At 60.9% G+C, this 22620-nt stretch carries 16 protein-coding genes; 10 read left to right on the forward strand and 6 right to left on the reverse strand.

Annotated features, from left to right (window positions below; genetic code table 11):
- Positions 1-177: 177 nt before the first annotated feature.
- The 3 genes from ACX3YF_RS28140 to ACX3YF_RS28150 all read right to left on the reverse strand — a co-directional run bounded on the left by ACX3YF_RS28140 (position 178) and on the right by ACX3YF_RS28150 (position 6299).
- Positions 178-3846: a translocation/assembly module TamB domain-containing protein gene (locus tag ACX3YF_RS28140; protein ID WP_458974674.1), complete on the reverse strand. Its 3669-nt coding sequence runs from the start codon at positions 3844-3846 to the stop codon at positions 178-180.
- Positions 3843-5570, reverse strand: coding sequence for an autotransporter assembly complex protein TamA (locus ACX3YF_RS28145; protein WP_458974675.1), 1728 nt, complete (start codon positions 5568-5570; stop codon positions 3843-3845). Before ACX3YF_RS28145 ends, ACX3YF_RS28140 begins: the two co-directional genes overlap by 4 nt.
- A gap of 78 nt (positions 5571-5648) precedes the next feature.
- Positions 5649-6299 (reverse strand): GNAT family N-acetyltransferase, encoded by a 651-nt coding sequence (locus ACX3YF_RS28150; protein WP_047538431.1) that lies wholly within the window; start codon positions 6297-6299, stop codon positions 5649-5651.
- Positions 6300-6494: 195 nt separating this feature from the next.
- Between ACX3YF_RS28150 and xthA the strand changes: the two genes are divergently transcribed.
- A complete protein-coding gene (gene xthA / locus ACX3YF_RS28155; RefSeq protein ID WP_130207629.1) occupies positions 6495-7307 on the forward strand; it encodes an exodeoxyribonuclease III in 813 nt (270 codons plus the stop codon).
- A gap of 176 nt (positions 7308-7483) precedes the next feature.
- The gene (locus ACX3YF_RS28160; protein WP_130207631.1) at positions 7484-8824 is read left to right on the forward strand and encodes a substrate-binding domain-containing protein; all 1341 of its coding nucleotides are present in this window, start codon (positions 7484-7486) and stop codon (positions 8822-8824) included.
- Positions 8825-8942: 118 nt separating this feature from the next.
- On the opposite strand, the gene ACX3YF_RS28165 is transcribed toward ACX3YF_RS28160, so the two are convergent.
- Complete coding sequence (locus tag ACX3YF_RS28165; protein WP_130207633.1) at positions 8943-10172, reverse strand: acyl-CoA dehydrogenase; 1230 nt, start codon at positions 10170-10172, stop codon at positions 8943-8945.
- 164 nt (positions 10173-10336) lie between these two features.
- Here ACX3YF_RS28165 and ACX3YF_RS28170 point away from each other — a divergent pair, with 164 nt between their 5' ends.
- From ACX3YF_RS28170 to ACX3YF_RS28180, 3 genes are all read left to right on the forward strand, one after another.
- Positions 10337-11266 (forward strand): LysR family transcriptional regulator, encoded by a 930-nt coding sequence (locus tag ACX3YF_RS28170; protein ID WP_130207635.1) that lies wholly within the window; start codon positions 10337-10339, stop codon positions 11264-11266.
- A gap of 206 nt (positions 11267-11472) precedes the next feature.
- A complete protein-coding gene (locus ACX3YF_RS28175; RefSeq protein WP_007992801.1) occupies positions 11473-11874 on the forward strand; it encodes a MerR family transcriptional regulator in 402 nt (133 codons plus the stop codon).
- A gap of 150 nt (positions 11875-12024) precedes the next feature.
- Entirely contained in the window at positions 12025-12924 is a 900-nt protein-coding gene (locus ACX3YF_RS28180; RefSeq protein ID WP_103405041.1) for a hydroxymethylglutaryl-CoA lyase, read from the forward strand.
- A 678-nt stretch (positions 12925-13602) separates the two neighbouring features.
- Here ACX3YF_RS28180 and ACX3YF_RS28185 read toward each other — a convergent pair.
- Entirely contained in the window at positions 13603-15300 is a 1698-nt protein-coding gene (locus tag ACX3YF_RS28185; protein ID WP_130207641.1) for an AMP-binding protein, read from the reverse strand.
- 226 nt (positions 15301-15526) lie between these two features.
- Between ACX3YF_RS28185 and ACX3YF_RS28190 the strand changes: the two genes are divergently transcribed.
- From ACX3YF_RS28190 to ACX3YF_RS28205, 4 genes are all read left to right on the forward strand, one after another.
- A complete protein-coding gene (locus tag ACX3YF_RS28190; RefSeq protein WP_008031893.1) occupies positions 15527-16690 on the forward strand; it encodes an isovaleryl-CoA dehydrogenase in 1164 nt (387 codons plus the stop codon).
- A 12-nt stretch (positions 16691-16702) separates the two neighbouring features.
- Positions 16703-18310 (forward strand): carboxyl transferase domain-containing protein, encoded by a 1608-nt coding sequence (locus ACX3YF_RS28195; protein ID WP_454837958.1) that lies wholly within the window; start codon positions 16703-16705, stop codon positions 18308-18310.
- 128 nt (positions 18311-18438) lie between these two features.
- Entirely contained in the window at positions 18439-19254 is an 816-nt protein-coding gene (locus ACX3YF_RS28200) for a gamma-carboxygeranoyl-CoA hydratase (protein ID WP_448646304.1), read from the forward strand.
- Entirely contained in the window at positions 19254-21209 is a 1956-nt protein-coding gene (locus ACX3YF_RS28205) for an acetyl/propionyl/methylcrotonyl-CoA carboxylase subunit alpha (RefSeq protein WP_458974676.1), read from the forward strand. The genes ACX3YF_RS28200 and ACX3YF_RS28205 overlap by 1 nt, the downstream gene beginning before the upstream one ends.
- A 39-nt stretch (positions 21210-21248) precedes the next feature.
- Here the strand turns inward: ACX3YF_RS28205 and ACX3YF_RS28210 are convergent, their stop codons facing one another.
- A complete protein-coding gene (locus ACX3YF_RS28210; RefSeq protein WP_130207651.1) occupies positions 21249-21887 on the reverse strand; it encodes a LexA family protein in 639 nt (212 codons plus the stop codon).
- A gap of 129 nt (positions 21888-22016) precedes the next feature.
- On the opposite strand from ACX3YF_RS28210, the gene ACX3YF_RS28215 reads away from it, so the two are divergent.
- Positions 22017-22361, forward strand: a complete 345-nt coding sequence (locus ACX3YF_RS28215; protein ID WP_448646302.1) for a DUF6124 family protein — start codon at positions 22017-22019, stop codon at positions 22359-22361.
- The last annotated feature ends 259 nt before the right edge of the window (positions 22362-22620 follow it).

Raw genomic sequence — 22620 nt, forward strand, 5'->3', positions numbered from 1 at the left:
CTGCCTAGGCAGTGAATGTATGTCGAGATATTACTGCCTAGGCAGCGAATGTCAACGCAATAGTTAGCATGCTTTGTAATTAGTTGACTAACGGCGTCGGATATTAACGGCGAACGCGGTGAGGCCTTCGCTGGCAAGCCAGCGAAGGTTGAGAGCAGGTTTTGGAGAGAACGGGACCTAGAAATCCCGCTTGTAGAAGATGTCCAGCGAACTGGCCACGCCGCCAGCGGCTTCGAGGTAGACCTTTTTGCTCAATTTGTAACGCAAGGCAATGGTGTTCGCCGGTTCGAACACGCCCACGCCATAGCGCAGGCTGAGCTTCTCGGAGAGGTTGCCACTCGCCACCACGCTGGTGGTGTTGCCGCTGCCCTGGGTGTCGAGCTGGAAGTCCTGAATACCCAGATTCTTGGCCAGCCCGCTGGTGACCCCGGAACTGCCCATCAGCCCCAAACCAAGGGCCGCCTGGGCGAGCATGTTGTTGTCCTCGCCGTTGCTGCTCAGCGGACGGCCCAACACCAGGTAGGACAGCGCCTGTTCCTGACTCATGGCCGGCTCGGAGAAAATCTGCGTGGTCGGCTGCTCCGCGCTGCCGCTCAAGCGAATGCCGGCGATCACGTCGTCGGTCTTGCGAATGGCTTCGATGTCGAGGTACGGCTGATCGATCGGGCCGGCAAACAGCAATCGCGCCCGGCGCACGGTCAACCGCTGACCGTAGGCGCGATAACGGCCGTCGTTGAGCCAGAGTTCACCCCGGGTGTCCATGTTGTCGCCGATGTGAACGTGGCCTTGCAGGTTGGCCGTAAGACCAAACCCGGCGAAGCTCAGTTTGTTTTCGCCGACCACCACATCGATGTCCATCAGCGTGGCCATCGGCGGCTTGCCCTGTTCGGTCTGCTGGCCGACGATCACCGTGTCATCGGAGACTTTGACCGTCGATGGCGGCAGCTCGCGAATGGTGATTTCGCCCTTGGGCACGTGCACTTTCCCGGCAACCGCGAGCTTGTCGTCCTTGATCGATATCTTCAGGTCCGGCGCCACTTCAAGCTTGGCGTAGGGCTCGACGGTGACCGGCAACTGCGTGCCCTTGAGCGCCAGGTCCACCACCAGCGCCTGACCCCAGGCAACGCTACCGCTCAAACTGCCGTGTCCGGTCTTGCCGCTTTTCCAGCCACCGTTCAATTGCACGGTTTCGCCGGCGATGACGGCCTGAAGTTGCAACGCCTCGATCTCCATTGGCAGTTCCGGCCCGGAAACCTGGCCATCGCTGAGCAACAGATTGCCATTGACCTGGGGCGCCAGCAGCCCACCGGAAATCGTACCGCTGCCATTCAAACGGCCAGTCAGCTTTTCGACCATGGGCACAAACGGTCGCGCCACCGACAGGTCCAAGCCACTCAAGCGGAAGGAACCGCTCAGGGGTTTGTTCTTGGGCAGCGGGTTGATCTGCGCCTGCACCATCAGTTCGCCGAGCTTGCCGCCGACGAAGTTGAGGTCGGTGTCGATGCGTTTTGGCGTGAATTTGCTGGTGAGTTTCAGGGTCTGGTACGGGAAGTCCAGCCACTGGTCTTTCTCGCGCATGCGCAAGAGGCCACCGCTGGCGTCGAGGCTGACCTGGCCGTTCGGGCCGCTGGCTGGAAGATCCAGTTGCACGTCGGCGTTGAGTCGACCCTGCCAGGCAAAGTCTTTGGGCAACCACTGCGCGAGGCTTTCGATGGGGAACTGCTTGAGGTGATAGCGCAGTTTCGGATCAGGCATCAGACGCTGGTCTTCGCCGCACAAACTGGCAGGGCCGGACTGCCAGCAATGGGCACCGAAGTTGATCTTGCCGTCCGCGAGCCGCTCCAGTTTTGCCGGGCCTTGCAGCTTCCAGTCCTGGCCACCGGCCTGGATATCGCCGCTGGCCAGGCGTCCGCGCCAGTTGCCTTTGTCCAGGATGCCGTCGAGACCGAGGGCCAGTTTCAGCTTCGGCCCTTGCAGATCGAGGGTCAGTTTCTGGTTTTTGATATCGCCCTGCCCACTGGCGGTCAGGGTGCCGAGGGAGGTGTCGCCGGCCTGGATCCCGCTGCCCTTGAGGTCGATTTTCGCCCGTTGTGCGCTGTCGAGGGTGGCGTCCAGGTTCAGGCTTTGCAGCCGATTGTCGGCGAACGCCAGCTGAGTGCCTTGCAGGTCCAGCTTGCCTTGCGGTGCCTTGAGCGTACCGGCGACATCGATCCGGCCATTGAGCTGGCCGCGCAATTGCGGCCAGAGCTGGGCCAGACGCGGCAGCTTGATATCGATCTGCCCGGCGACCTTCTGTTGCAGGCTGCCCTTGCCGCTGATGCTGTTGTCGCCCAGGCGAATCTGCAGCGCATCGAGGTTCCAGTGCTCGCCGCCGCCATTGGCCTTGGCCTGGATCACCGCAGGCTGGCCACGCAGTTTGCCTTTCAAATCGAGGTCGGCGCTCAGGCTGAGTTTTTCATCCTTGATTTCCCCTTGGCTGCGCAATGGGCCGGCCAGGGTTCCGGGCAATTCCGCCACCCAGTACGCCGGGTTGATCGCCGACAAATCCAGCGCGGTATCCCAGGCGATGCCATTGGCGAACTGCAGGTTCAGATGCCCTTCGGCCTTGCCCTGGCCGGCCGTGAGCTGAATCTGTTGCAGGTAGATTTTCGTCAGGTCACCCGCGAACGGACTGGTCAGGCTGAACGCCCCGGCCGGGCCGTCCAGCGCGGCGTTGAAATGGCCGAGGTACTGGCCGTCGGTGTAGGAAACTTCGCCATTGAAGCTGCGCAGAGCCACTTGCGGCTCATCGATCAGCGGATAGAGGCGGTGCCACGGAAAGTCCAGCCAATCGATTTTCGCCTCGGCACTCAGGCCTTTGCTCCAGTCGACTTGCCCCGTGAGTTTTAGGTTTTGCTTGTCGCTGGCCGTCAGGTCGAGCGCGGCAATCTGCGCGCCATTGGCGTCGACCTTGCCTTGCAACACCAGCGCTACAGGTCCTTGTTCGGCCGGCAACGTGGCCTTGCCGAGCAGCGCGTAGCCGTTTTTCAGGTCGCCGTCGCCCGTGAGTTCAAGCTGATTGAGTTGCAGGGTGTCCGGCAGGTCGGCGCTGGGCTTGAAACCGTCAGCGGTGATGCGCACCTTGGCCGGCAGGTTCTCCACCAAGGGTTGCAGTTGACCGGTCAGTTGGCCGTTGAGGTATCCGCTGCTGTCGGCTTTCAGGTTGAGGGTCTTGAGCAAATCGCCGTCGATTTTCAGGGCCAGCGTCCAGGGCGCAGGCGTCGACAGGGTCAATTGCCCCTCAGCGCTGAGCGGCCAGTTGCCGCTAGGTTGCAACTGCCCGGTCAAATTCAGGCTCAGATCGTCCCGCTGCAGTTTCACCGAGTCGATCTGCATCCCCTTCTCGGTCCAGTGCGCCGTCAGTTTCAAGCCCTTGAGCTGCTCGCTGCCGTTGAACCGCAAGCTGCCGACCTGCACGTCACCCAGTTCCAGCGCCACCGGCAATTTCAAATCCGGCAGGCTGATCGGCCCGCTGCTTTGTTCTTCACCGCCCGGCGGGAATTGCAGGCTGACCTGATCAGCCTGCAATTGCTCGATGCACAAGGTCATTCGCGTCAGGCACAGCGGCGACCAGGCAAAAATCACCTTGTTCAGTTCGACCTGGCTGACGTCTTGCTGCCACACAACGCGGTCGGCGCTCCATTGCCCGCCCAGGCGCCCCTGGAAGTTGTCCAGGGTCAAACCCGGCACAAAGCCTAGCGCCCAGCGACTGCCCGCCGCCGTGCCCAACACCGTGGCCAGGGTCAGGGCGACCAGCATCAGCAGCGTCAGGACCGCCAGCAGCGATATTTTCAAACCACGCTTCACAACTCGGGCCCCATGGAAAAGTGCAGTCGAATGCCGCCATCGTCGTCCAGCGCATGGGCCAGGTCGAGGCGGATCGGCCCCACTGGCGAAACCCAGCGCACACCGATACCGACACCGGTCTTCAGATTCGGCAGTTCAAGTGTATTGAAGGAATTGCCCTGGTCGATGAACGTGGCGACACGCCATTTTTCGGCGATGGAATATTGATACTCCGCGCTGGCGGCGACCATGTAGCGGCCACCGATGCGGTCACCCTCGTTGTTTTCCGGGGACAGGCTCTGATAGTCATAGCCGCGCACGCTCTGATCGCCACCGGCGAAGAAGCGCAGCGACGGTGGCACCGACTTATAGCCGTTGGTGGCGCTGCCGCCGACCTGCACCCGACCGAGGAAGCGGTGTTTGTCGAACACTGTGGTCAAGCCCTTCACCAGCGCCGTGCCGTACAGCAGGTTGTTATCGGAGCCCAGACCTTCCTTGGCCACCTTGCTTTCGAATTGCAGGCGATAGCCATTGTGCGGGTCGATGCGGTTATCGCTTTTGAGGTACGAATAGCTCACGCCGGGCATCAGCAAGTTACTGAGTCCCGAGTCGTCGCCGAGCCGGTACTCCTCGCGTTGCCACTTGAGCGACACCACCCGCTGCCATCCGCTGGGCAACTTGCTGTGCCATTCGGGACCGATGGTCAGGAGTTTGCTGAGGCTGTCCCTGTCCGCGATTTCTTCATTCTGATAGCCACCGGCGAAACGCAGTTTGTCCGTCAGTGGCGGGTCCAGCGGAATGTCGTAGAACACCCCGACGTTTTGCCGTGGCGCCGAGACTTCGGTTTCCCAGCCATAGCTGTGCCCCTGCGGGTTGACCCAGTGCCGCGTCCAGTTGGCTTTGATCCGCGGGCCGACATCGGTGGAGTAACCCAGGCCAAGGCCCATGGTCCGCGGCTTGCGGGTTTCGAGCCTGACGTCCACCGGGATCACGTTGTCCCTCGACGCGGTCGGCGCCGCGTCCACCCGCACGCCCTCGAAATAACCGCTCGTTTGCAGGGCCTGGTTGAGTTCGGCAATCAGCTCGGAGTCATAGGGCGCACCCGCCTTGAACGGCACCATGCGTTGCAGCAGGTCTTCGTCGAAGGGCGTGTCGCCTTCGAAACTGACCTTGCCCAGGGCGTAACGCGGACCGCTGTCATAGACCAGCTCGATATCGGCCACGCCGGCTCGCGGGTCCACCGACAGTGTCGAACGGGTAAAACGCCCGCTGAAAAAGCCATAGCGCGAGGCCTGGTTCTGGATCAGCCGCTTGGCATCTTCATAATGGCCATGGTTGAGCACCGCACCGGTTTTCAGCGAATGGTCATTGGGCACACGAAAGGATTTGAGCGAGGCGGCCGGGCCGTCGATGCGGATGGTGACGTTGCGCAGATGCACCGGTTCGCCGGGGTCGATGTTCAGTATCAGGCGTGGCGTCTTGCCGCCCTTCACGTCGCTGTCGATGTGCGGCTGGTAATAACCCAAGGCCTGGGCGGCCTTGCGCGCCTGTTCCTCGGCGCCCCGACTGAAGCGCAGCAAGGCCTCTTCGTCACGATCGCCGAGACTGCCGACATAGCCCTCTATATTGGCTTTCAGTTCATCGTTGGACGGTTTGATCCGAACATCCAATTCACTTTGGGCCAGTGCCGCGCAGCTGGAAATCAGCATCAGCACGCCACTGGTAATTCTTCCTGGAAACTTCATAGGCGCGGATGCTATCACGAGCATGCTTGATGAACATGGGAGCGTGATAGAGCCCGGTGCGCCCCAAAAGTTCGACGGTTATGCCGTTGCGGTTTGTACGACTTGAGGATTGGCGTGAAAAAACACGTGTTCGCGGATCGGTCCTACAGCGACCTCACCAATTTCCTCATAACCCTGTCGCTTATAGAACTCCAGATAACGCGGATTGCCGGTGTCGAGCACCACACCCTGAGAATGTTCATCCACCGCGCACCAGTTGTGCACCGCTTGCAGCAGTTGTTCGCCGAAGTGCTTGCCCTGGAATTGCGGATGAATCCCCAGCAATGGCAGCAGGTGCACCGAGTCGGACGGCACGCAAGCCATCACCGCATCGTGATATTCAAGGTAACGACGGGTGCAGCGAAACCCGGTACTGAGCACCATCCGCAGGCGCCAGGCCCAACTTTCAGTGATGCCCAGGCGCCGTTGCGGCGGCGCGATCAGGGCGATGCCGATCAAGCGATCGTTGACCAGCAGGCCGATGGCCGGCAAATCCTGGAGAAAGTGCTGCTTGACCAGCTCACGCACCGTGGCGCGCACCCGCTGTTCATAGCCGGGGCGCTCGGCTTCGAACAGGTAGCCGAATGTCGGCTCGTGCCGGTAAGCCTGGTACAACAGGGAACGTGCTTCGCGGGAATAGCCCCTGTCGAGCATGTGAATATCGGCGATGGCGGTGGACGTTTCGGGCATGACGGTCATTCTCCCCGGCACAGCTCGAACGGCTGTGCTCTCGTTGGTAGGAGCCTTTGGGTGGCAACACAGTTCCCCCCCACAGGTATAGACCAGACTCGCAGATCAGTCAGTCAATGTAAAAGCCGGCTGCACCGACACTGGCCCGATGCCGACATGTCAGCTAGCATCGCCCTTTTGCCAGGACTGCCGACCATGAAGATCGTCTCCTTCAACATCAACGGGCTGCGTGCCCGTCCCCATCAGCTGGCGGCGCTGATCGACAAACACCAGCCCGACGTGATCGGCCTGCAGGAAACCAAGGTCCATGACGACCAGTTTCCGCTCGATGAAGTCAGAGCCCTGGGCTATCACGTGTATTTCCATGGACAAAAAGGTCACTACGGCGTCGCCCTGCTGTCGCGCAAAGAACCGCTGGTGCTGCACAAAGGCTTCGCCACCGACGATGAAGATGCCCAGCGGCGCTTTATCTGGGGCACGTTCGCCGACGCCAATGACGTGCCGGTGACCATCATGAACGGCTATTTCCCTCAAGGCGAAAGTCGCGACCACCCGACCAAATTCCCGGCCAAGGAACGTTTCTACAGCGATCTGCAGCAACTGCTGGAAAGCCAGTTCCGGAACGATCAGCCGTTGGTGGTCATGGGCGATGTGAACATTTCACCGGAAGACTGTGACATCGGGATCGGCCCGGACAATATGAAGCGTTGGCTGAAAACCGGTAAATGCAGCTTCCTGCCGGAAGAGCGCGAGTGGATGGCCCGCCTGAAAAACTGGGGCCTGGTGGACAGTTTCCGTCACCTGAACCCGGAGGTGACCGACATGTTCAGCTGGTTCGACTACCGCAGCCGCGGTTTTGAAGACGAGCCCAAGCGCGGACTGCGCATCGACCTGATCATGGCGTCCCATGGCCTGTTGCCGCGGGTCAAGGACGCGGGCGTGGACTACGAACTGCGCGGCATGGAAAAACCCTCCGATCACGCGCCGATCTGGCTTGAGTTGAGCTGATTACCCTCTTCTGTGGGAGCGAGCCTGCTCGCGATGACGGACTGTCATCCAACTGAAAATTGAATGCCAGGCCCTCATCGCGAGCAGGCTCGCTCCCACATTGGAAAACTGTCATCTCTCTGAAACCCTACTGACTTATTCTCCCGGCACCTCCTTTAGCCATTCAAGGTGCCGGCATGACGCTGCGCGGTTTGTTCCTGTTGATGCTGTGCACCTGCTTGCCGCTGATGACCTCGGCCAACAGTTTGCCGGTGCCCGACCATGGCCCGGTGCTAAGCATCCAGGGCTCCAATACCATCGGAGCGGCACTCGGTCCGGCGCTGGTCGAAGGACTGTTGCGCGAACAGGGCTTGCTCAAGGTGCACAGCGAAGCGCCGGACAAGGCCAACGAACTGCGGATTGTCGGTGAAACCCCGCAAGGACGCCGGGTCGAGGTCGAACTCGCGGCCCACGGCTCCAGCACCGGCTTCAGCGCACTGAAGGCCGGCAGGGCCGATCTGGCCGCTTCATCGCGCCCGATCAAGGACAGCGAGTTGGTTGACCTCCGATCCCTGGGTGATCTGAAAAGCGCGGCCGCCGAGCAGGTCATCGCCATCGACGGCCTGGCGATTATCCTTCACCCGCAAAACCCGCTGAACCAACTCGATACCGAGCAACTGGCACGCCTCTTCAGTGGCGAGGTCAAAACCTGGGAAGAACTCGGCGGCCGTGGCGGCGCCATTCATCTGTATGCGCGGGATGATCACTCCGGCACCTATGACACCTTCAAGGAACTGGTCCTCAGCCGTCGCGGGAAAACCCTGAGCGGTGCAGCGAAACGTTTCGAGTCCAGCGAGCAATTGTCGGACGCGGTCAGCCTCGATCCACAAGGCATCGGCTTCATTGGCCTGCCGTACGTGCGCTCGGCCAAACCGGTGGCGATTGTCGACGGCCAATCCCAGGCCATGCTGCCGCTCAACAGCCTGATCGCCACGGAAGACTATCCCCTGTCCCGCCGCTTGTTCCTCTACCTGCCGCCCAACGGGAAAAATCCCTGGGCCGACGCGCTGGTGACGTTCGCGCAAAGCGGCCAGGGTCAGGCGATTGTCGCGGCCAACGGGTTTATCGCCCAGACCGTGCAGGCCATGACCGTCACACCCAACGCACTGATGCCCGAGGCCTACCAGGGACTCAGCCGCCACGCCCAGCGCCTGACCGTTAACTTTCGCTTCGAGGAAGGCAGCGCCAGCCTGGACAACAAGGCGCGACAGGACCTGTCCCGAGTGCTCGACTATATAAAGCAGCACGGCAAAACCGATCGGCAGGTCACACTGGTAGGGTTTGGCGATGCCAAGAGCGACCCGGCCCGCGCTGACCTGCTGTCAAAACTGCGGGCCATGGCGGTGCGGCGCGAACTGGTGAAAAGTGGCGTGGTGCTGCGCGACGTTCGCGGGTTTGGCGCCGAAATGCCTGTGGCGGCCAATAGCGCCGATGAGGGGCGGATCAAGAATCGGCGGGTTGAGGTTTGGGTGTATTGAATTTGATGTAGATGTGTTGAATGGGCCGACGCCATCGCGGGCAAGCCCGCTCCCACAAGGATCACACTAAACCTGTGGGAGCCGGGCTTGCCCGCGATGAACGATGACTCGGTGCCTGTTACTGCCCGCTACGCATCATTTCCTTTGGCACGTACTTGCCGATTTCGAACTTGCCGATCGCCGCACGGTGCACTTCGTCCGGGCCGTCGGCCAGGCGCAGGGTGCGCTGCATCGCATACATGTAGGCCAGCGGGAAATCGTTGGAGACCCCTGCCCCGCCATGAATCTGGATCGCCCGGTCAATCACCCGCAACGCCACGTTCGGCGCCACCACCTTGATCTGCGCGATTTCGCTCTTCGCCACTTTGTTACCGACGGTGTCCATCATGTACGCCGCTTTCAACGTCAGCAGGCGCGCCATGTCGATTTCCATCCGCGAATCGGCGATCTTGTCGATGTTGCCACCCAGTCGCGCCAGGGGTTTGCCGAACGCCGTGCGGTTCACCGAGCGTTTGCACATCAATTCCAGGGCACGTTCGGCCATGCCGATCGAACGCATGCAGTGGTGAATCCGGCCCGGGCCGAGGCGACCCTGAGCGATTTCGAAGCCGCGTCCTTCACCCAGCAGCACGTTTTCGTACGGCACACGCACGTTTTCGAACAACACTTCGGCGTGACCGTGGGGCGCGTCGTCATAACCGAACACCGGCAGCGGACGCAGGATCTTTACGCCGGGGGTATCCACCGGAACCAGAATCATCGAGTGCTGTGCATGGCGCGGTGCATCAGGGTTGCTCAGGCCCATGAAGATCAGGATTTTGCAGCGTGGATCGCAGGCCCCGGAGGTCCACCATTTCTTGCCGTTGATCACCCACTCGTCGCCATCGCGCACGGCACGGGCGGCCATGTTGGTGGCGTCGGACGATGCGACGTCCGGTTCGGTCATGGCAAATGCCGAGCGGATTTCGCCGCGCAGCAGCGGCTCGAGCCAGCGTTGCTTCTGTTCTTCGTTGGCGTAGCGCACCAGCACTTCCATGTTGCCGGTGTCGGGCGCGGAGCAGTTGAACGGCTCAGGCCCCAGCAGCGAGCGCCCCATGATCTCGGCCAGGGGCGCGTATTCGAGGTTGGTCAGGCCGGCACCGAGCTCTGACTCAGGCAGAAACAAATTCCACAGGCCCTCCGCCTTGGCCTTGAGTTTGAGTTCTTCCATGATCGCGGTCGGCTGCCAGCGGTCGCCCTCGGCAACCTGGCGCTCGAACACGGTTTCAGCGGGATAGACGTAGGTGTCCATGAACGCTGTCACGCGCTCACGCAGTTCCTGAACCTTGGGCGAATAAGCGAAATCCATGAGCAAGATACCTTCTTGGGGGAGGTTGTTTAGATCATGCAATCGATGCTAGAACAGCTACGAAAATTTACCTAGCCTATTCTCGGCGTGTATTAACATTCATCACCGATATATGATCGGCTGATCTTCAAGGCCAGCCGCCCACACAATAAGAGAGCCGCGTAATGAATCTGAGCAAGGTCGATCTCAACCTTTTCATCGTCTTCGACGCGATCTACACCGAAGCCAACCTGACCCGCGCCGGGCAGATCGTCGGGATTACCCAACCGGCGGTATCCAACGCACTGGCCCGCCTGCGCGAAACCTTCAACGACCCTTTGTTCGTGCGCACCGCCCAGGGCATGGTGCCGACGCCGATGGCCCAGAACATCATCGGCCCGGTACGCAACGCCCTTTCCCTGCTGCGGGTATCGGTGCAGGAAAGCCGCATTTTCAACCCGTTGCAGGCGGTCAAGACCTACCGCATCAGCATGACCGACCTGACCGAGGCGGTGATTCTGCCACCGTTGTTCCAGCGCCTGCGCCGTCTCGCCCCCACGGTGATCATCGAGAGTTTCCTGTCCAAGCGCCGCGAGACCACCAAGGAACTGGCCGCCGGTCGCCTCGATTTTGCGGTGGATGCGCCGCTCAACACCGACCCGCAAGTGCGCCACGTCAAGTTGATGGAAGACCGCTATGTATGCGCCATGCGCAAGGGGCATCCGTTGGCGGGCAAGGAAAAATTCACCCTCGATGATTATCTGGGCCTGACCCACATCCATATTTCCAGCCGCCGCAGCGGTCTGGGGCATGTCGACCTGGCCCTCGGCAAGATGGGCATCCAGCGCAAGATCGCCCTGCGCTCACAGCATTACCTGATGGCATCGCAAGTGCTGCAGCAGACCGACATGGTCATGACCGTTCCGGAGCGCTTCGCCCGTCGTAACGATCTGCACGCCTTCAGCTTGCCGGTCAACGATGTGCCGCCGGTGGAAACCCACCTGTACTGGCACGAAAGCACCGACCAGGATCCGGCCAACCGCTGGATGCGCGAGCAGATGATCGAGTTGTGCCAGCAGGTGACGGCGCACGAGAAGAAGCTGGAAAAGGCGTAGGAAGTTTTACAGCGTCATCGTTCATTGCGGGCAAGCCACGCTCCCACAGGTCAATTTGTCATGCACTTGATTGTGTACGCCGAAAAACGTTGTGGGAGCGAGCCTGCTCGCGATGGGGCCAGCAAAAACAGCAGTCATCCCCTGCCCCTTGACGTAAACGTCAACCTGCCATTAGCTTAGCGCCATGACCTTTTGCGAGCGCTTCCATGAGCAGCCAGACCTACAGCATTTCCGACCTCGCCCGCGAGCTCGACATCACCACCCGGGCGATTCGCTTCTATGAAGAGCAAGGCCTGCTCAGCCCCGAACGGCGAGGTCAGGAACGCATCTATTCGCCCCGCGACAAGGTCAGCCTGAAGCTGATCCTGCGAGGCAAGCGCATCGGCTTCTCCCTGGCCGAATGCCGCGAGCTGATCGAGCTCTACGACCCTTCCAGCGGTAACACCAAGCAATTGCACAGCATGCTGGCGAAAATCAGCGAGCGTCGGGAACAGCTGGAACAGCAACTGCTGGACATCGAGCAGATGAAACTCGAACTCGATACGGCGGAAGAACGCTGCGTCCAGGCGCTGGAGCAGACCCTCAAAAGCCAGGAATCGGTTCAATAAGACAACACAATCCCCTTGTGGGAGCGTGCCTGCTCGCGATGGTCGTTAACGATAACGCGTGTTTGCTGGATAAACGCGGTGCCTGGGAGCCCATCGCGAGCAGGCTCGCTCCTACAGGGTTCTCCGAACAATCAGCACAGGTCCAATGCCATGTCCCTCCCCACCCACGTACGCCTTGTCGAAGTCGGCCCGCGCGACGGTCTGCAAAATGAAGCCCAACCCATCAGCGTTGCCGACAAGGTACAACTGGTCGACGCGCTGACGGCTGCCGGCCTGGGCTATATAGAAGTCGGCAGTTTCGTCTCGCCCAAATGGGTACCGCAGATGGCGGGCTCTGCGGATGTCTTCGCGCAGATCCAGCGTAAACCCGGGGTGACTTACGGCGCGCTCGCCCCCAACCTTCGAGGGTTTGAAGACGCCATCGCCTCCGGGGTCAAGGAAGTCGCGGTGTTTGCGGCGGCCTCCGAAGCGTTTTCCCAACGCAACATCAATTGCTCGATCAGCGAAAGCCTGGAGCGTTTCGTGCCGATCATGGAGGCGGCCAGACAACACGGCGTGACCGTGCGTGGTTACGTGTCCTGTGTGCTGGGCTGCCCCTATGAAGGTAACGTCGCACCGGAACAAGTCGCTCGGGTCGCCCGCGAGCTCTACGCCATGGGCTGCTACGAGGTATCCCTGGGCGACACCATCGGCACCGGCACCGCGGGCGCCACCCGCAAGATGTTCGACGTGGTTTCCGCTGTCGTGCCACGGGACAAACTGGCCGGGCACTTCCACGACACCTACGGCCAGGCCATGGCCAACATCTACGCCAGCCTGCTGGAAGGTATCTCGGTATTCGACAGCTCCATCGCCGGCCTCGGCGGCTGCCCTTACGCCAAGGGCGCCAGCGGTAACGTCGCCACGGAAGATGTGGTGTACCTGCTCAATGGGCTGGGTATCGACACGGGAATCGACCTGGACGCCCTGATCCTCGCCGGCCAGCAAATCTGCACAGTGCTGGGGCGGCCCACCGGTTCGCGCGTGGCCAAGGCACGTAGCGCTCAGTGAGGGCGCGGTTGTGTCCGGGTGTTACCGCTGCGGCTGGGCGTGGGGCAAAAGCGAGTAACACGGAAACAAATTGTCGGGGTTTACCTGAGGGAAAAACCCTACACTTTTATTAAGCCGTTGATTTTAAATGATTTTTAAAAGTTGGCACGACACCTGCTATCTCTATGGCATAACAAGAATAAAAAAAGCGGCACAACCAATAAAAACAAGACGTAACGACTCTGACATAACAAAAACAACACGGCAGAGACGCAGCTAACAGATTTTTTTGGAGAAGGTGTGCTTTTCAGGGTGCTTTTCGGAGTTACCCGCAACCGGGCAGAGAACAATAAAACTACCTTCAGGTAGCTCCCGAATCGGTTGGATCGCTCAGCGAGAAAGTAGATCAGCGCTCAAAAAAATACGTTTGCTCTTGATCCCGGATGGGGATCGAAAAAAACAGCGGTAAAGGGTCACGGTCACCAAAAACAACAACAGACCGCCCCTCAATAATAAAAAAAGAGCACGCGCAACGAAAAATTAAAGGGGAGCTTCGGCTCCCCTTTGTGCTGTCTGGCATTCGGTATTTTCACCGCCCTTTGTAGGAGCAGCCTGCTCGCGATAGCGGTGGGTCGGTCGACATCCAAGTTGAATGTGCTATCGCCATCGCGAGCAGGCTCGCTCCCACAGGGGTTTGCGTTAGTCGTTATTGCTACGCAACTCCTCGATGCTGATCTCGCGCATCCGGAATTTCTGGACCTTGCCGGTCACCGTCATCGGAAACTCCTCGACGAACTTGAAGTAACGCGGTGTCTTGAAGTGCGCGATGCGCTCCTTGCACCAGGCTTGCAGTTCCTGCTCGGTCGCGCTGTGACCGGGGTGGAATTTGATCCAGGCAACAATCTCCTCGCCATAGCGCGAGCAAGGAATCCCGATCACCTGCACATCGGCCACGGCCGGGTGGGTGAAGAAGAACTCTTCCAGCTCCCGTGGGTAAATGTTCTCGCCGCCACGGATGATCATGTCCTTGTTGCGCCCGGCAATGCACACGTAACCCTCGTCGTTCATGCTCGCCAGGTCCCCGGTGTGCATCCAGCCCGCCTGATCGATTGCTTCGGCAGTGCCTTCGGGGTTGTTCCAGTAGCCGAGCATCACGCTGTAACCGCGGGTGCACAGTTCGCCGATGGTGCCGCGCGGCACCAGGTTGCCCGCCTCATCAATGATTTTGCTTTCCAGTTGCGGCTGGGTTCGGCCGACGGTGGTCACGCGCAACTCCAGGTCATCTGACGGCCCGGTCTGCAAGGACACGGGGCTGGTTTCCGTCATGCCGTAGGCAATCTGCACTTCGCTCATGTGCATTTCGCTGATGACCCGCCGCATCACCTCAATCGGACAGGTCGCGCCCGCCATGATCCCCGTGCGCAGGGTCGACAGATCGAAATCGTTGCGTTGAGGCTGATCGAGCATGGCGATGAACATGGTTGGCACGCCGTACAGCGCAGTGGCTTTCTCTTCGGCGACGGTGTTCAGGGTCAGCAGCGGATCGAAGGCGTCACTGGGGTAAATCATGGTGCTGCCGTGGGTGATACAACCCAGATTGCCCATGACCATGCCAAAGCAGTGATAGAGCGGCACCGGAATGACCAGGCGATCGGCGGCGGTCAGGCCAAGGCTTTCACCGACCATGTAACCGTTGTTGAGAATATTGTAGTGACTGAGGGTCGCGCCTTTGGGAAACCCGGTGGTACCGGAGGTGTACTGGATGTTCACCGCCTGGTCGAAATGCAGGCTGTCCTGGCGCTCGTGCAATTGCTCGACCGACACCCCGGCCGCCAGATCGCTCAGCTGCGACCAGGGCAGGAAACCGACGGGTGGCTGCGCATCAAGGCTGATGACGCCGCGCAACGCCGGCAAGCGATCACTCTGCAGCTTGCCAATGGATTGCTCCGCCAGTTCCGGCACCAGGCCTTGCAGCATGGCGTGGTAATTGGAGGACTTGAACGCCCCGGCACAGACCAGCCATTGGCAGCCGGATTGCTTCAACACGTATTCCAGTTCGGAACTGCGGTAGGCGGGGTTGATGTTGACCAGGATCACGCCGATCTTCGCGCTGGCGATCTGACTGATGCACCACTGAGCGCAATTCGGCGCCCAGATCCCCAGGCGGTCCCCGGTCTGCAGGCCCAGCGCCAGCAGGGCTCTGGCGTGCAGGTCCGCCGCGTCCGCCAATTGCCGCCAGGTGTAGCGCAGCTGTTGATGGCGCACGACCAGCGCCTCGCCGTCCGGGTACTGCGCGGCGGTGTTGTCGAACACCTGGCCAATGGTCATCGCCAGCAAGGCTTTGTCCTGGGAACCGCGGGTGTAGCTGCGCTGCGGATGTGCACTGGGTTGATCCATGACGACCCCTATTGTCTTTATTGTTGGTGCGCGGCATGTGTGGCGAGGGTGCTTGCTCCCTCGCCACAGAGTGCGACGCCAGTCTGTAAGAACAACTCTACTCTCGCTCAAGTTGACGTTAACGTAAAGGGCGATTGACAGCCATTCGTCACAGGCTTACGTTAACGTAAAGGTGAGAGCTGAATCACTGCCCTCCCCACCCAACAAAAAAGCCAAAAGGTGCCCCATGAGCTATCCATCCCTGAACTTTGCCCTCGGTGAAACCATCGACATGCTGCGCGATCAGGTTCAGTCCTTCGTCGCCAAAGAGATCGCCCCGCGCGCCGCTCAGATCGACATCGACAACCTGTTCCCCGCCGACCTGTGGCGCAAGTTCGGCGACATGGGCCTGCTGGGCATCACCGTGCCGGAAGAGTACGGCGGCGCTGGCCTGGGGTACCTGGCCCACGTGGTGGCCATGGAAGAAATCAGCCGCGGTTCGGCTTCGGTTGCACTGTCCTACGGCGCGCACTCCAACCTCTGCGTCAATCAGATCAACCGCAATGGCAACCACGAGCAGAAATCCAAATACCTGCCGAAACTGATTAGCGGCGAGCACATCGGCGCCCTGGCGATGAGCGAACCGAACGCCGGCTCCGACGTGGTATCGATGAAGCTGCGCGCCGACAAGCGCGGCGATCACTACGTGCTCAATGGCAGCAAGACCTGGATCACCAACGGTCCGGACGCCAACACCTACGTGATCTACGCCAAGACCGACCTGGAAAAAGGCCCCCATGGCATCACCGCCTTCATTGTCGAGCGCGACTGGAAAGGCTTCAGCCGCAGCAACAAATTCGACAAGCTCGGCATGCGCGGTTCGAACACTTGCGAACTGTTTTTCGATGACGTCGAAGTCCCGGAAGAAAACATCCTCGGCGTGCTCAACGGCGGCGTGAAAGTGCTGATGAGCGGTCTCGACTACGAGCGCGTCGTGCTCTCGGGTGGCCCGACCGGGATCATGCAGGCCTGCATGGACCTGATCGTGCCGTACATCCACGACCGCAAGCAGTTCGGCCAAAGCATCGGCGAATTCCAGCTGATCCAGGGCAAAGTGGCCGACATGTACACCCAACTCAACGCCAGCCGCGCCTACCTGTACGCCGTGGCCCAGGCCTGCGAGCGCGGCGAAACCACGCGCAAGGACGCTGCCGGCGTGATCCTCTACAGCGCCGAACGCGCCACGCAAATGGCCCTCGACGCGATCCAGATTCTTGGCGGCAACGGCTACATCAACGAATTCCCGGCCGGTCGTCTGCTGCGTGACGCCAAGCTGTATGAAATCGGCGCCGGTACCAGTGAGATCCGTCGCATGCTCATCGGCCGCGAACTGTTCAACGAAACCCGCTAAACGGAGCTGTCCATGGCTATCCTGCATACCCAGCTCAACCCCCGTTCGGCGGAGTTCGCCGCCAACAGCGCGGCGATGCTCAAACAGGTCGACGCCCTGCACACCCTGCTCGCCCAAGTGGCGCAAGGTGGCGGACCGAAAGCGCAAGAACGCCACACCTCGCGGGGCAAACTGCTGCCCCGTGAGCGCATCAATCGCCTGCTCGATCCAGGCTCGCCGTTTCTCGAAATCAGCCAATTGGCCGCCTACGGGGTTTATGGCGAAGACGTTCCCGCCGCTGGCGTGATTGCCGGGATCGGCCGTGTGGAAGGCGTCGAATGCATGATCGTCGCCAACGATGCCACCGTGAAAGGTGGCTCGTACTACCCGCTGACCGTGAAAAAGCACCTGCGCGCCCAAACCATCGCCCAGCAAAACCGCTTGCCGTGCATCTACCTGGTGGACTCCGGCGGCGCCAACCTGCCGCGCCAGGATGAAGTGTTTCCGGATCGCGAGCACTTCGGGCGGATCTTCTTCAACCAGGCCAACATGAGCGCCATGGGCATTCCGCAGATTGCCGTGGTCATGGGTTCCTGCACCGCTGGCGGCGCCTATGTCCCGGCGATGGCCGACGAAGCGATCATGGTCCGCGAGCAAGCGACGATCTTCCTCGCCGGCCCACCGCTGGTGAAAGCCGCGACCGGTGAAGTGGTCAGCGCCGAAGACCTGGGCGGGGCCGATGTGCACTGCAAGATCTCGGGCGTGGCCGACCATTACGCCGAGAGCGACGAGCACGCCCTGGCCCTGGCCCGCCGCAGCATCGCCAACCTCAACTGGCGCAAACAGGGCGAGGTTCAGCAACGCACACCGATCGCCCCGCTCTACAGCAGCGACGAGTTGTACGGCGTGGTCTCGGCCGATGCCAAGCAACCGTTCGACGTGCGCGAAGTGATTGCCCGGTTGGTGGACGGTTCGGTGTTCGACGAATTCAAGGCGCTGTTCGGGACCACGCTGGTGTGCGGTTTTGCTTACCTGCACGGTTATCCGATCGCGATCCTCGCCAACAACGGGATCCTCTTCGCCGAAGCCGCGCAAAAAGGCGCGCACTTCATCGAGCTGGCGTGCCAGCGCGGCATCCCGTTGCTGTTCCTGCAAAACATCACCGGCTTCATGGTCGGGCAGAAATACGAGGCCGGCGGTATCGCCAAGCACGGCGCAAAACTGGTGACCGCCGTGGCGTGCGCCAAAGTGCCGAAATTCACGGTGATCATCGGCGGCAGCTTCGGTGCCGGTAACTATGGGATGTGCGGCCGTGCTTATGACCCACGTTTCCTGTGGATGTGGCCGAACGCGCGCATCGGCGTGATGGGTGCCGAGCAGGCGGCTGGCGTGCTGGTGCAGGTCAAGCGCGAGCAAGCCGAGCGCAGTGGCCAGGGTTTCAGCGCCGAGCAGGAAGCCGAGATCAAGCAACCGATCCTCGACCAATACGAGGAACAGGGCCACCCCTACTATTCCAGCGCACGGCTGTGGGACGACGGCGTCATAGACCCGGCGCAGACCCGCGATGTCCTGGGCCTGGCCTTGTCCGCGTCGTTGAACGCGCCAATCGAACCGAGCCGCTTCGGCGTGTTCCGGATGTGATCCGACCCTGTAGGAGCGAGCTGGCTCGCGATGGACGTTAACGATAACGCGTGTGTTCCGGATAAACGCGTCGCCCTTCAGTCCATCGCGAGCTGGCTCGCTCTTGCAAGTGCCGTGGAGAATAAAAAATGAGCGACTTCAACACCCTCGAATTGCTGACCGACCCTCGGGGTTTCGCCACCCTGTGGCTCAGCCGCGAAGAAAAGAACAACGCGTTCAACGCCGAGATGATCCGCGAATTGATCCTCGCGCTGGACAAGGTATCGAACGACGCCAGCCTGCGTTTTCTGCTGGTGCGTGGCCGCGGCAAGCATTTCAGCGCCGGAGCCGACCTGGCCTGGATGCAGCAATCGGCCGAACTCGATTACCACACCAACCTCGACGACGCCCGGGAACTGGCGGAGTTGATGTACAACCTCGCCAAACTGAAAGTGCCGACCCTGGCGGTGGTGCAAGGCGCCGCCTTCGGTGGCGCGCTGGGCCTGATCAGTTGCTGCGACATGGCCATCGGTGCCGATGACGCGCAATTCTGCCTGTCAGAAGTCCGCATCGGCCTGGCACCGGCGGTGATCAGCCCGTTCGTGGTGCAAGCCATCGGCGAACGGGCCACCCGCCGTTATGCCTTGACCGCTGAACGCTTCGGCGGGCAACGGGCGCGGGAACTCGGTTTGTTGTCGGAGAGCTATCCGCTGATCGATCTGGAGCAAAAGGTCGAACAGTGGATCGACAACCTGCTGCTCAACAGCCCCGCCGCCATGCGTGCCAGCAAGGATCTGCTGCGTGAAGTCGGCGATGGCTCGCTGAACCCGGCATTGCGTCGCTACACCGAGAACGCCATTGCCCGCATCCGCGTCAGCCCTGAAGGCCAGGAAGGCCTGCGCGCCTTTCTGCAAAAACGTCCGCCGAGCTGGCAGGCCGAAACCACCACCAAGGAGCCCCGTTGATGAGCGCACCTGTTATCACCTCTGTGCTGGTGGCCAACCGTGGCGAAATCGCTTGCCGGGTCATGCGTACCGCCAAGGCCCTGGGCCTGACCACCGTGGCCGTGCACAGCGCCACTGACCGTGACGCCCGCCACAGCCGCGAAGCCGATATTCGCGTCGACCTCGGTGGCAGCAAAGCCGCCGACAGCTACCTGCAAATCGACAAACTGATCGCCGCCGCCAAGGCCAGCGGCGCCCAGGCCATCCACCCCGGTTACGGCTTTCTGTCGGAAAACGCCGGGTTCGCCCGTGCGATCGAAGCGGCCGGCCTGATTTTCCTCGGCCCGCCCGCCTCGGCCATCGACGCCATGGGCAGCAAGTCGGCCGCCAAAGCCTTGATGGAAACCGCTGGCGTGCCGCTGGTGCCCGGTTATCACGGTGAAGCGCAAGACTTCGAGACCTTCCGCGCGGCCTGTGAGCGCATCGGTTACCCGGTGCTGCTCAAAGCCACGGCCGGTGGTGGCGGCAAGGGCATGAAAGTGGTCGAGGACGTCAGCCAACTGGCCGAAGCCCTGGCCTCGGCCCAGCGTGAAGCGCAATCGTCGTTTGGCGATTCGCGGATGCTGGTGGAGAAATACCTGCTCAAGCCGCGCCACGTGGAAATCCAGGTGTTCGCCGATCAACACGGCAACTGCCTGTACCTCAACGAACGTGACTGCTCGATTCAGCGTCGCCACCAGAAAGTCGTCGAGGAAGCACCGGCACCAGGCCTGAGCCCGGAACTGCGGCGTGCCATGGGCGAAGCGGCCGTGCGCTCGGCCCAGGCCATTGGTTATGTCGGCGCCGGCACCGTGGAGTTTTTGCTGGATGCGCGCGGCGAGTTCTTCTTCATGGAAATGAACACGCGTCTGCAAGTCGAGCACCCGGTCACCGAAGCCATCACCGGCCTCGACCTGGTGGCCTGGCAGATTCGCGTCGCGCGCGGTGAAGCACTGCCCATGACCCAGGATCAGGTTCCGCTGATCGGCCATGCCATTGAAGTGCGGCTGTATGCCGAAGACCCGGGCAATGACTTCCTGCCGGCGACCGGGCGCCTGGAGTTGTATCGTGAATCGGCCGAGGGACCGGGGCGTCGTGTCGACAGCGGCGTTGAGGAAGGCGATGAGGTTTCACCCTTCTACGACCCGATGCTCGGCAAGTTGATTGCCTGGGGCGAGGACCGTGAACAGGCGCGTCTGCGCCTGCTGAGCATGCTCGATGAGTTCGCCATTGGCGGACTCAAGACCAACATCAACTTCCTGCGTCGAATCATTGCCCATCCGGCGTTCGCCGCAGCGGAACTGGATACCGGGTTCATTCCGCGTTATCAGGAGCAACTATTGCCGGCGCCGGCGGCGCTCAGCGACGACTTCTGGCAAGCCGCCGCCCAGGCATTTGCCCAGAGCCAGCCTCGTTCACCGCGCTTCGATGACCCGAGTTCGCCTTGGGCCGCCAGCAACGGTTTCCGCGCCGGATTGCCATCGGAAATCACCCTGCACTTGAGTTGCGAAGGCCAGGACCGCGCGCTGACGCTGGGCGCCATCAACGCCCAGGGCGCGCAACTCAAGGGTGAGCAATTGCTCACCGAGCACGACGGCGTGCGACGCCAGCATCGGACCATCCGCCGTGGTGAGCGGGTCTATCTGCAATGGGATGGCGAGTTGCGCCGCATCGAAGCCTATGACCCGATCAGCGCCGTCGAAGCCAGTCACAGCCATCAGGGCGGGCTGACCGCTCCCATGAACGGCAGCATCGTACGAGTGCTGGTAGAGGCCGGGCAAACGGTCGAAGCCGGGGCGCAACTGGTGGTGCTCGAAGCGATGAAGATGGAGCACAGCATTCGTGCGCCACACGCCGGGGTGATCAAGGCGCTGTATTGCCAGGAAGGCGAGATGGTCAGCGAAGGCAGTGCGCTGGTCGAACTCGAAGAAGCGTGAAATGAAGATCGGTCCTGCGCCTTGCGAGGACCGATCCGGTCAGAACTTGGCTGTCGCCTGAACCACCACGCCGATGATTCGGCAGTCGTCGGTGTAGAGGGCTTTGGGATACGTCGGATTGAGCGGGACCAGGTAACGCTGCCCGCCCTCTTCGATCAGCTTGCGAAAGATCGCCTCGGCGCTGTCCGGCCATTGCGCGATGACCAGTTTGCCAGGCTCCACTGCCACGTCCGGGTCCACCAGAATCAACATGCCTTCGCCAATGCTCAGGCCACTGGGAGCGGTCATCGCGTCGCCGGTCACCGTCAGCCAGAATGCCGAGCCTTGGGCGTGGTAGTCCGACAATTCAAAACGGTACTGCGCCCGTTCTCCGTCGCGCACTTCAGCGGTTGCCTTCCAGTCACTGACCGGGTAACGAAAGTACGGATTGTACTTTTGCGTCAGGGAAACTTCGTCGTCCTTCGCGTCCGTGGTTTCGCGGATCACCAGCGCCACTTCCAAAAAGTCCATGCCGAGCGCCTTCAACACCCGATTCATGTTCTCGACACCCGGCTCGCGACGTTTATTCAGCCAATGGCCAATGCCGCCCTGGGACATCCCGAGGCGTTCAGCGAGTATTTCCTGAGTGACTTTGAGTTCACTCATCTTGGCCTTGACCAATTCGATCCATTTATCCATGGGCGGCACGATACTGGGGCAACTCCGGCCATCAAAACACAAATTGTAGTATTAAACCCATGGTCACAAATACAAATCGTACTAGGATGAGCTCACGGATCTGAACCTATCACGGAGCTTGCCATCACCATGACCCAACAACCGGCCAACGAACTGCCCGACATGCAAATCGACACCTCCCTCACCTCGCCCCAAGGCTCCGCCGCCGCCCAGCGGGCGCTGGACTACTACTTGAAGCCGGCGGTTTCAGAGAACGAGGTCGAGGAGCGCTTCTTTGATGTGAACCGCAACATCAGCAGTGAAGAGGCATTGGTCCATGCTTCCGATCTGCTGCGTTGTGCCGCAGCCATCGCCTACGAGTCAGCCAATCACCTGCAGGGCGCCAGTCGGGACCTGGCGTTTTCGGCAGTGCATATGATCGATATGGCCAAAGCCATGGTCACCCGCTCCCTGGAGGGGCACCAGAAAGCATAAGAGGAAGGCGCTGACAGAGGATCGGAAAGAACTTTCCGATGCCAAGACAAAAAAAGCTTGACCCTTAAACGAGAATGATTATTATTGCGTCATCTGGTCGCGAGATCAGTCGATGGATCAAGGGACCTCAGGTCGGACTTTTGGTCTATCTCCTCATCAGGCTAATCACGGTTTTTGACCCGGCTTATTGCCGGGTCTTTTTTTTGCGCGTTTTCTGGCGATCTGGTCTTCAAGTGCCGCATACACGCACTGGCGCGGA

Source organism: Pseudomonas fluorescens group sp. PF-69 (assembly GCF_054481235.1).

Bases quoted from the DNA above. Each gene is read 5' to 3' on its own strand.
- ACX3YF_RS28195 (WP_454837958.1), top strand. From the start codon at position 16,703: ATGGCTATCCTGCATACCCAGCTCAACCCCCGTTCGGCGGAGTTCGCC.
- ACX3YF_RS28205 (WP_458974676.1), top strand. From the start codon at position 19,254: ATGAGCGCACCTGTTATCACCTCTGTGCTGGTGGCCAACCGTGGCGAA.
- ACX3YF_RS28170 (WP_130207635.1), top strand. From the start codon at position 10,337: ATGAATCTGAGCAAGGTCGATCTCAACCTTTTCATCGTCTTCGACGCG.
- ACX3YF_RS28150 (WP_047538431.1), bottom strand. From the start codon at position 6,299: ATGCCCGAAACGTCCACCGCCATCGCCGATATTCACATGCTCGACAGG.
- ACX3YF_RS28200 (WP_448646304.1), top strand. From the start codon at position 18,439: ATGAGCGACTTCAACACCCTCGAATTGCTGACCGACCCTCGGGGTTTC.
- ACX3YF_RS28175 (WP_007992801.1), top strand. From the start codon at position 11,473: ATGAGCAGCCAGACCTACAGCATTTCCGACCTCGCCCGCGAGCTCGAC.
- ACX3YF_RS28145 (WP_458974675.1), bottom strand. From the start codon at position 5,570: ATGAAGTTTCCAGGAAGAATTACCAGTGGCGTGCTGATGCTGATTTCC.
- ACX3YF_RS28165 (WP_130207633.1), bottom strand. From the start codon at position 10,172: ATGGATTTCGCTTATTCGCCCAAGGTTCAGGAACTGCGTGAGCGCGTG.
- ACX3YF_RS28210 (WP_130207651.1), bottom strand. From the start codon at position 21,887: ATGGATAAATGGATCGAATTGGTCAAGGCCAAGATGAGTGAACTCAAA.
- ACX3YF_RS28180 (WP_103405041.1), top strand. From the start codon at position 12,025: ATGTCCCTCCCCACCCACGTACGCCTTGTCGAAGTCGGCCCGCGCGAC.
- xthA (WP_130207629.1), top strand. From the start codon at position 6,495: ATGAAGATCGTCTCCTTCAACATCAACGGGCTGCGTGCCCGTCCCCAT.
- ACX3YF_RS28160 (WP_130207631.1), top strand. From the start codon at position 7,484: ATGACGCTGCGCGGTTTGTTCCTGTTGATGCTGTGCACCTGCTTGCCG.
- ACX3YF_RS28215 (WP_448646302.1), top strand. From the start codon at position 22,017: ATGACCCAACAACCGGCCAACGAACTGCCCGACATGCAAATCGACACC.
- ACX3YF_RS28185 (WP_130207641.1), bottom strand. From the start codon at position 15,300: ATGGATCAACCCAGTGCACATCCGCAGCGCAGCTACACCCGCGGTTCC.
- ACX3YF_RS28190 (WP_008031893.1), top strand. From the start codon at position 15,527: ATGAGCTATCCATCCCTGAACTTTGCCCTCGGTGAAACCATCGACATG.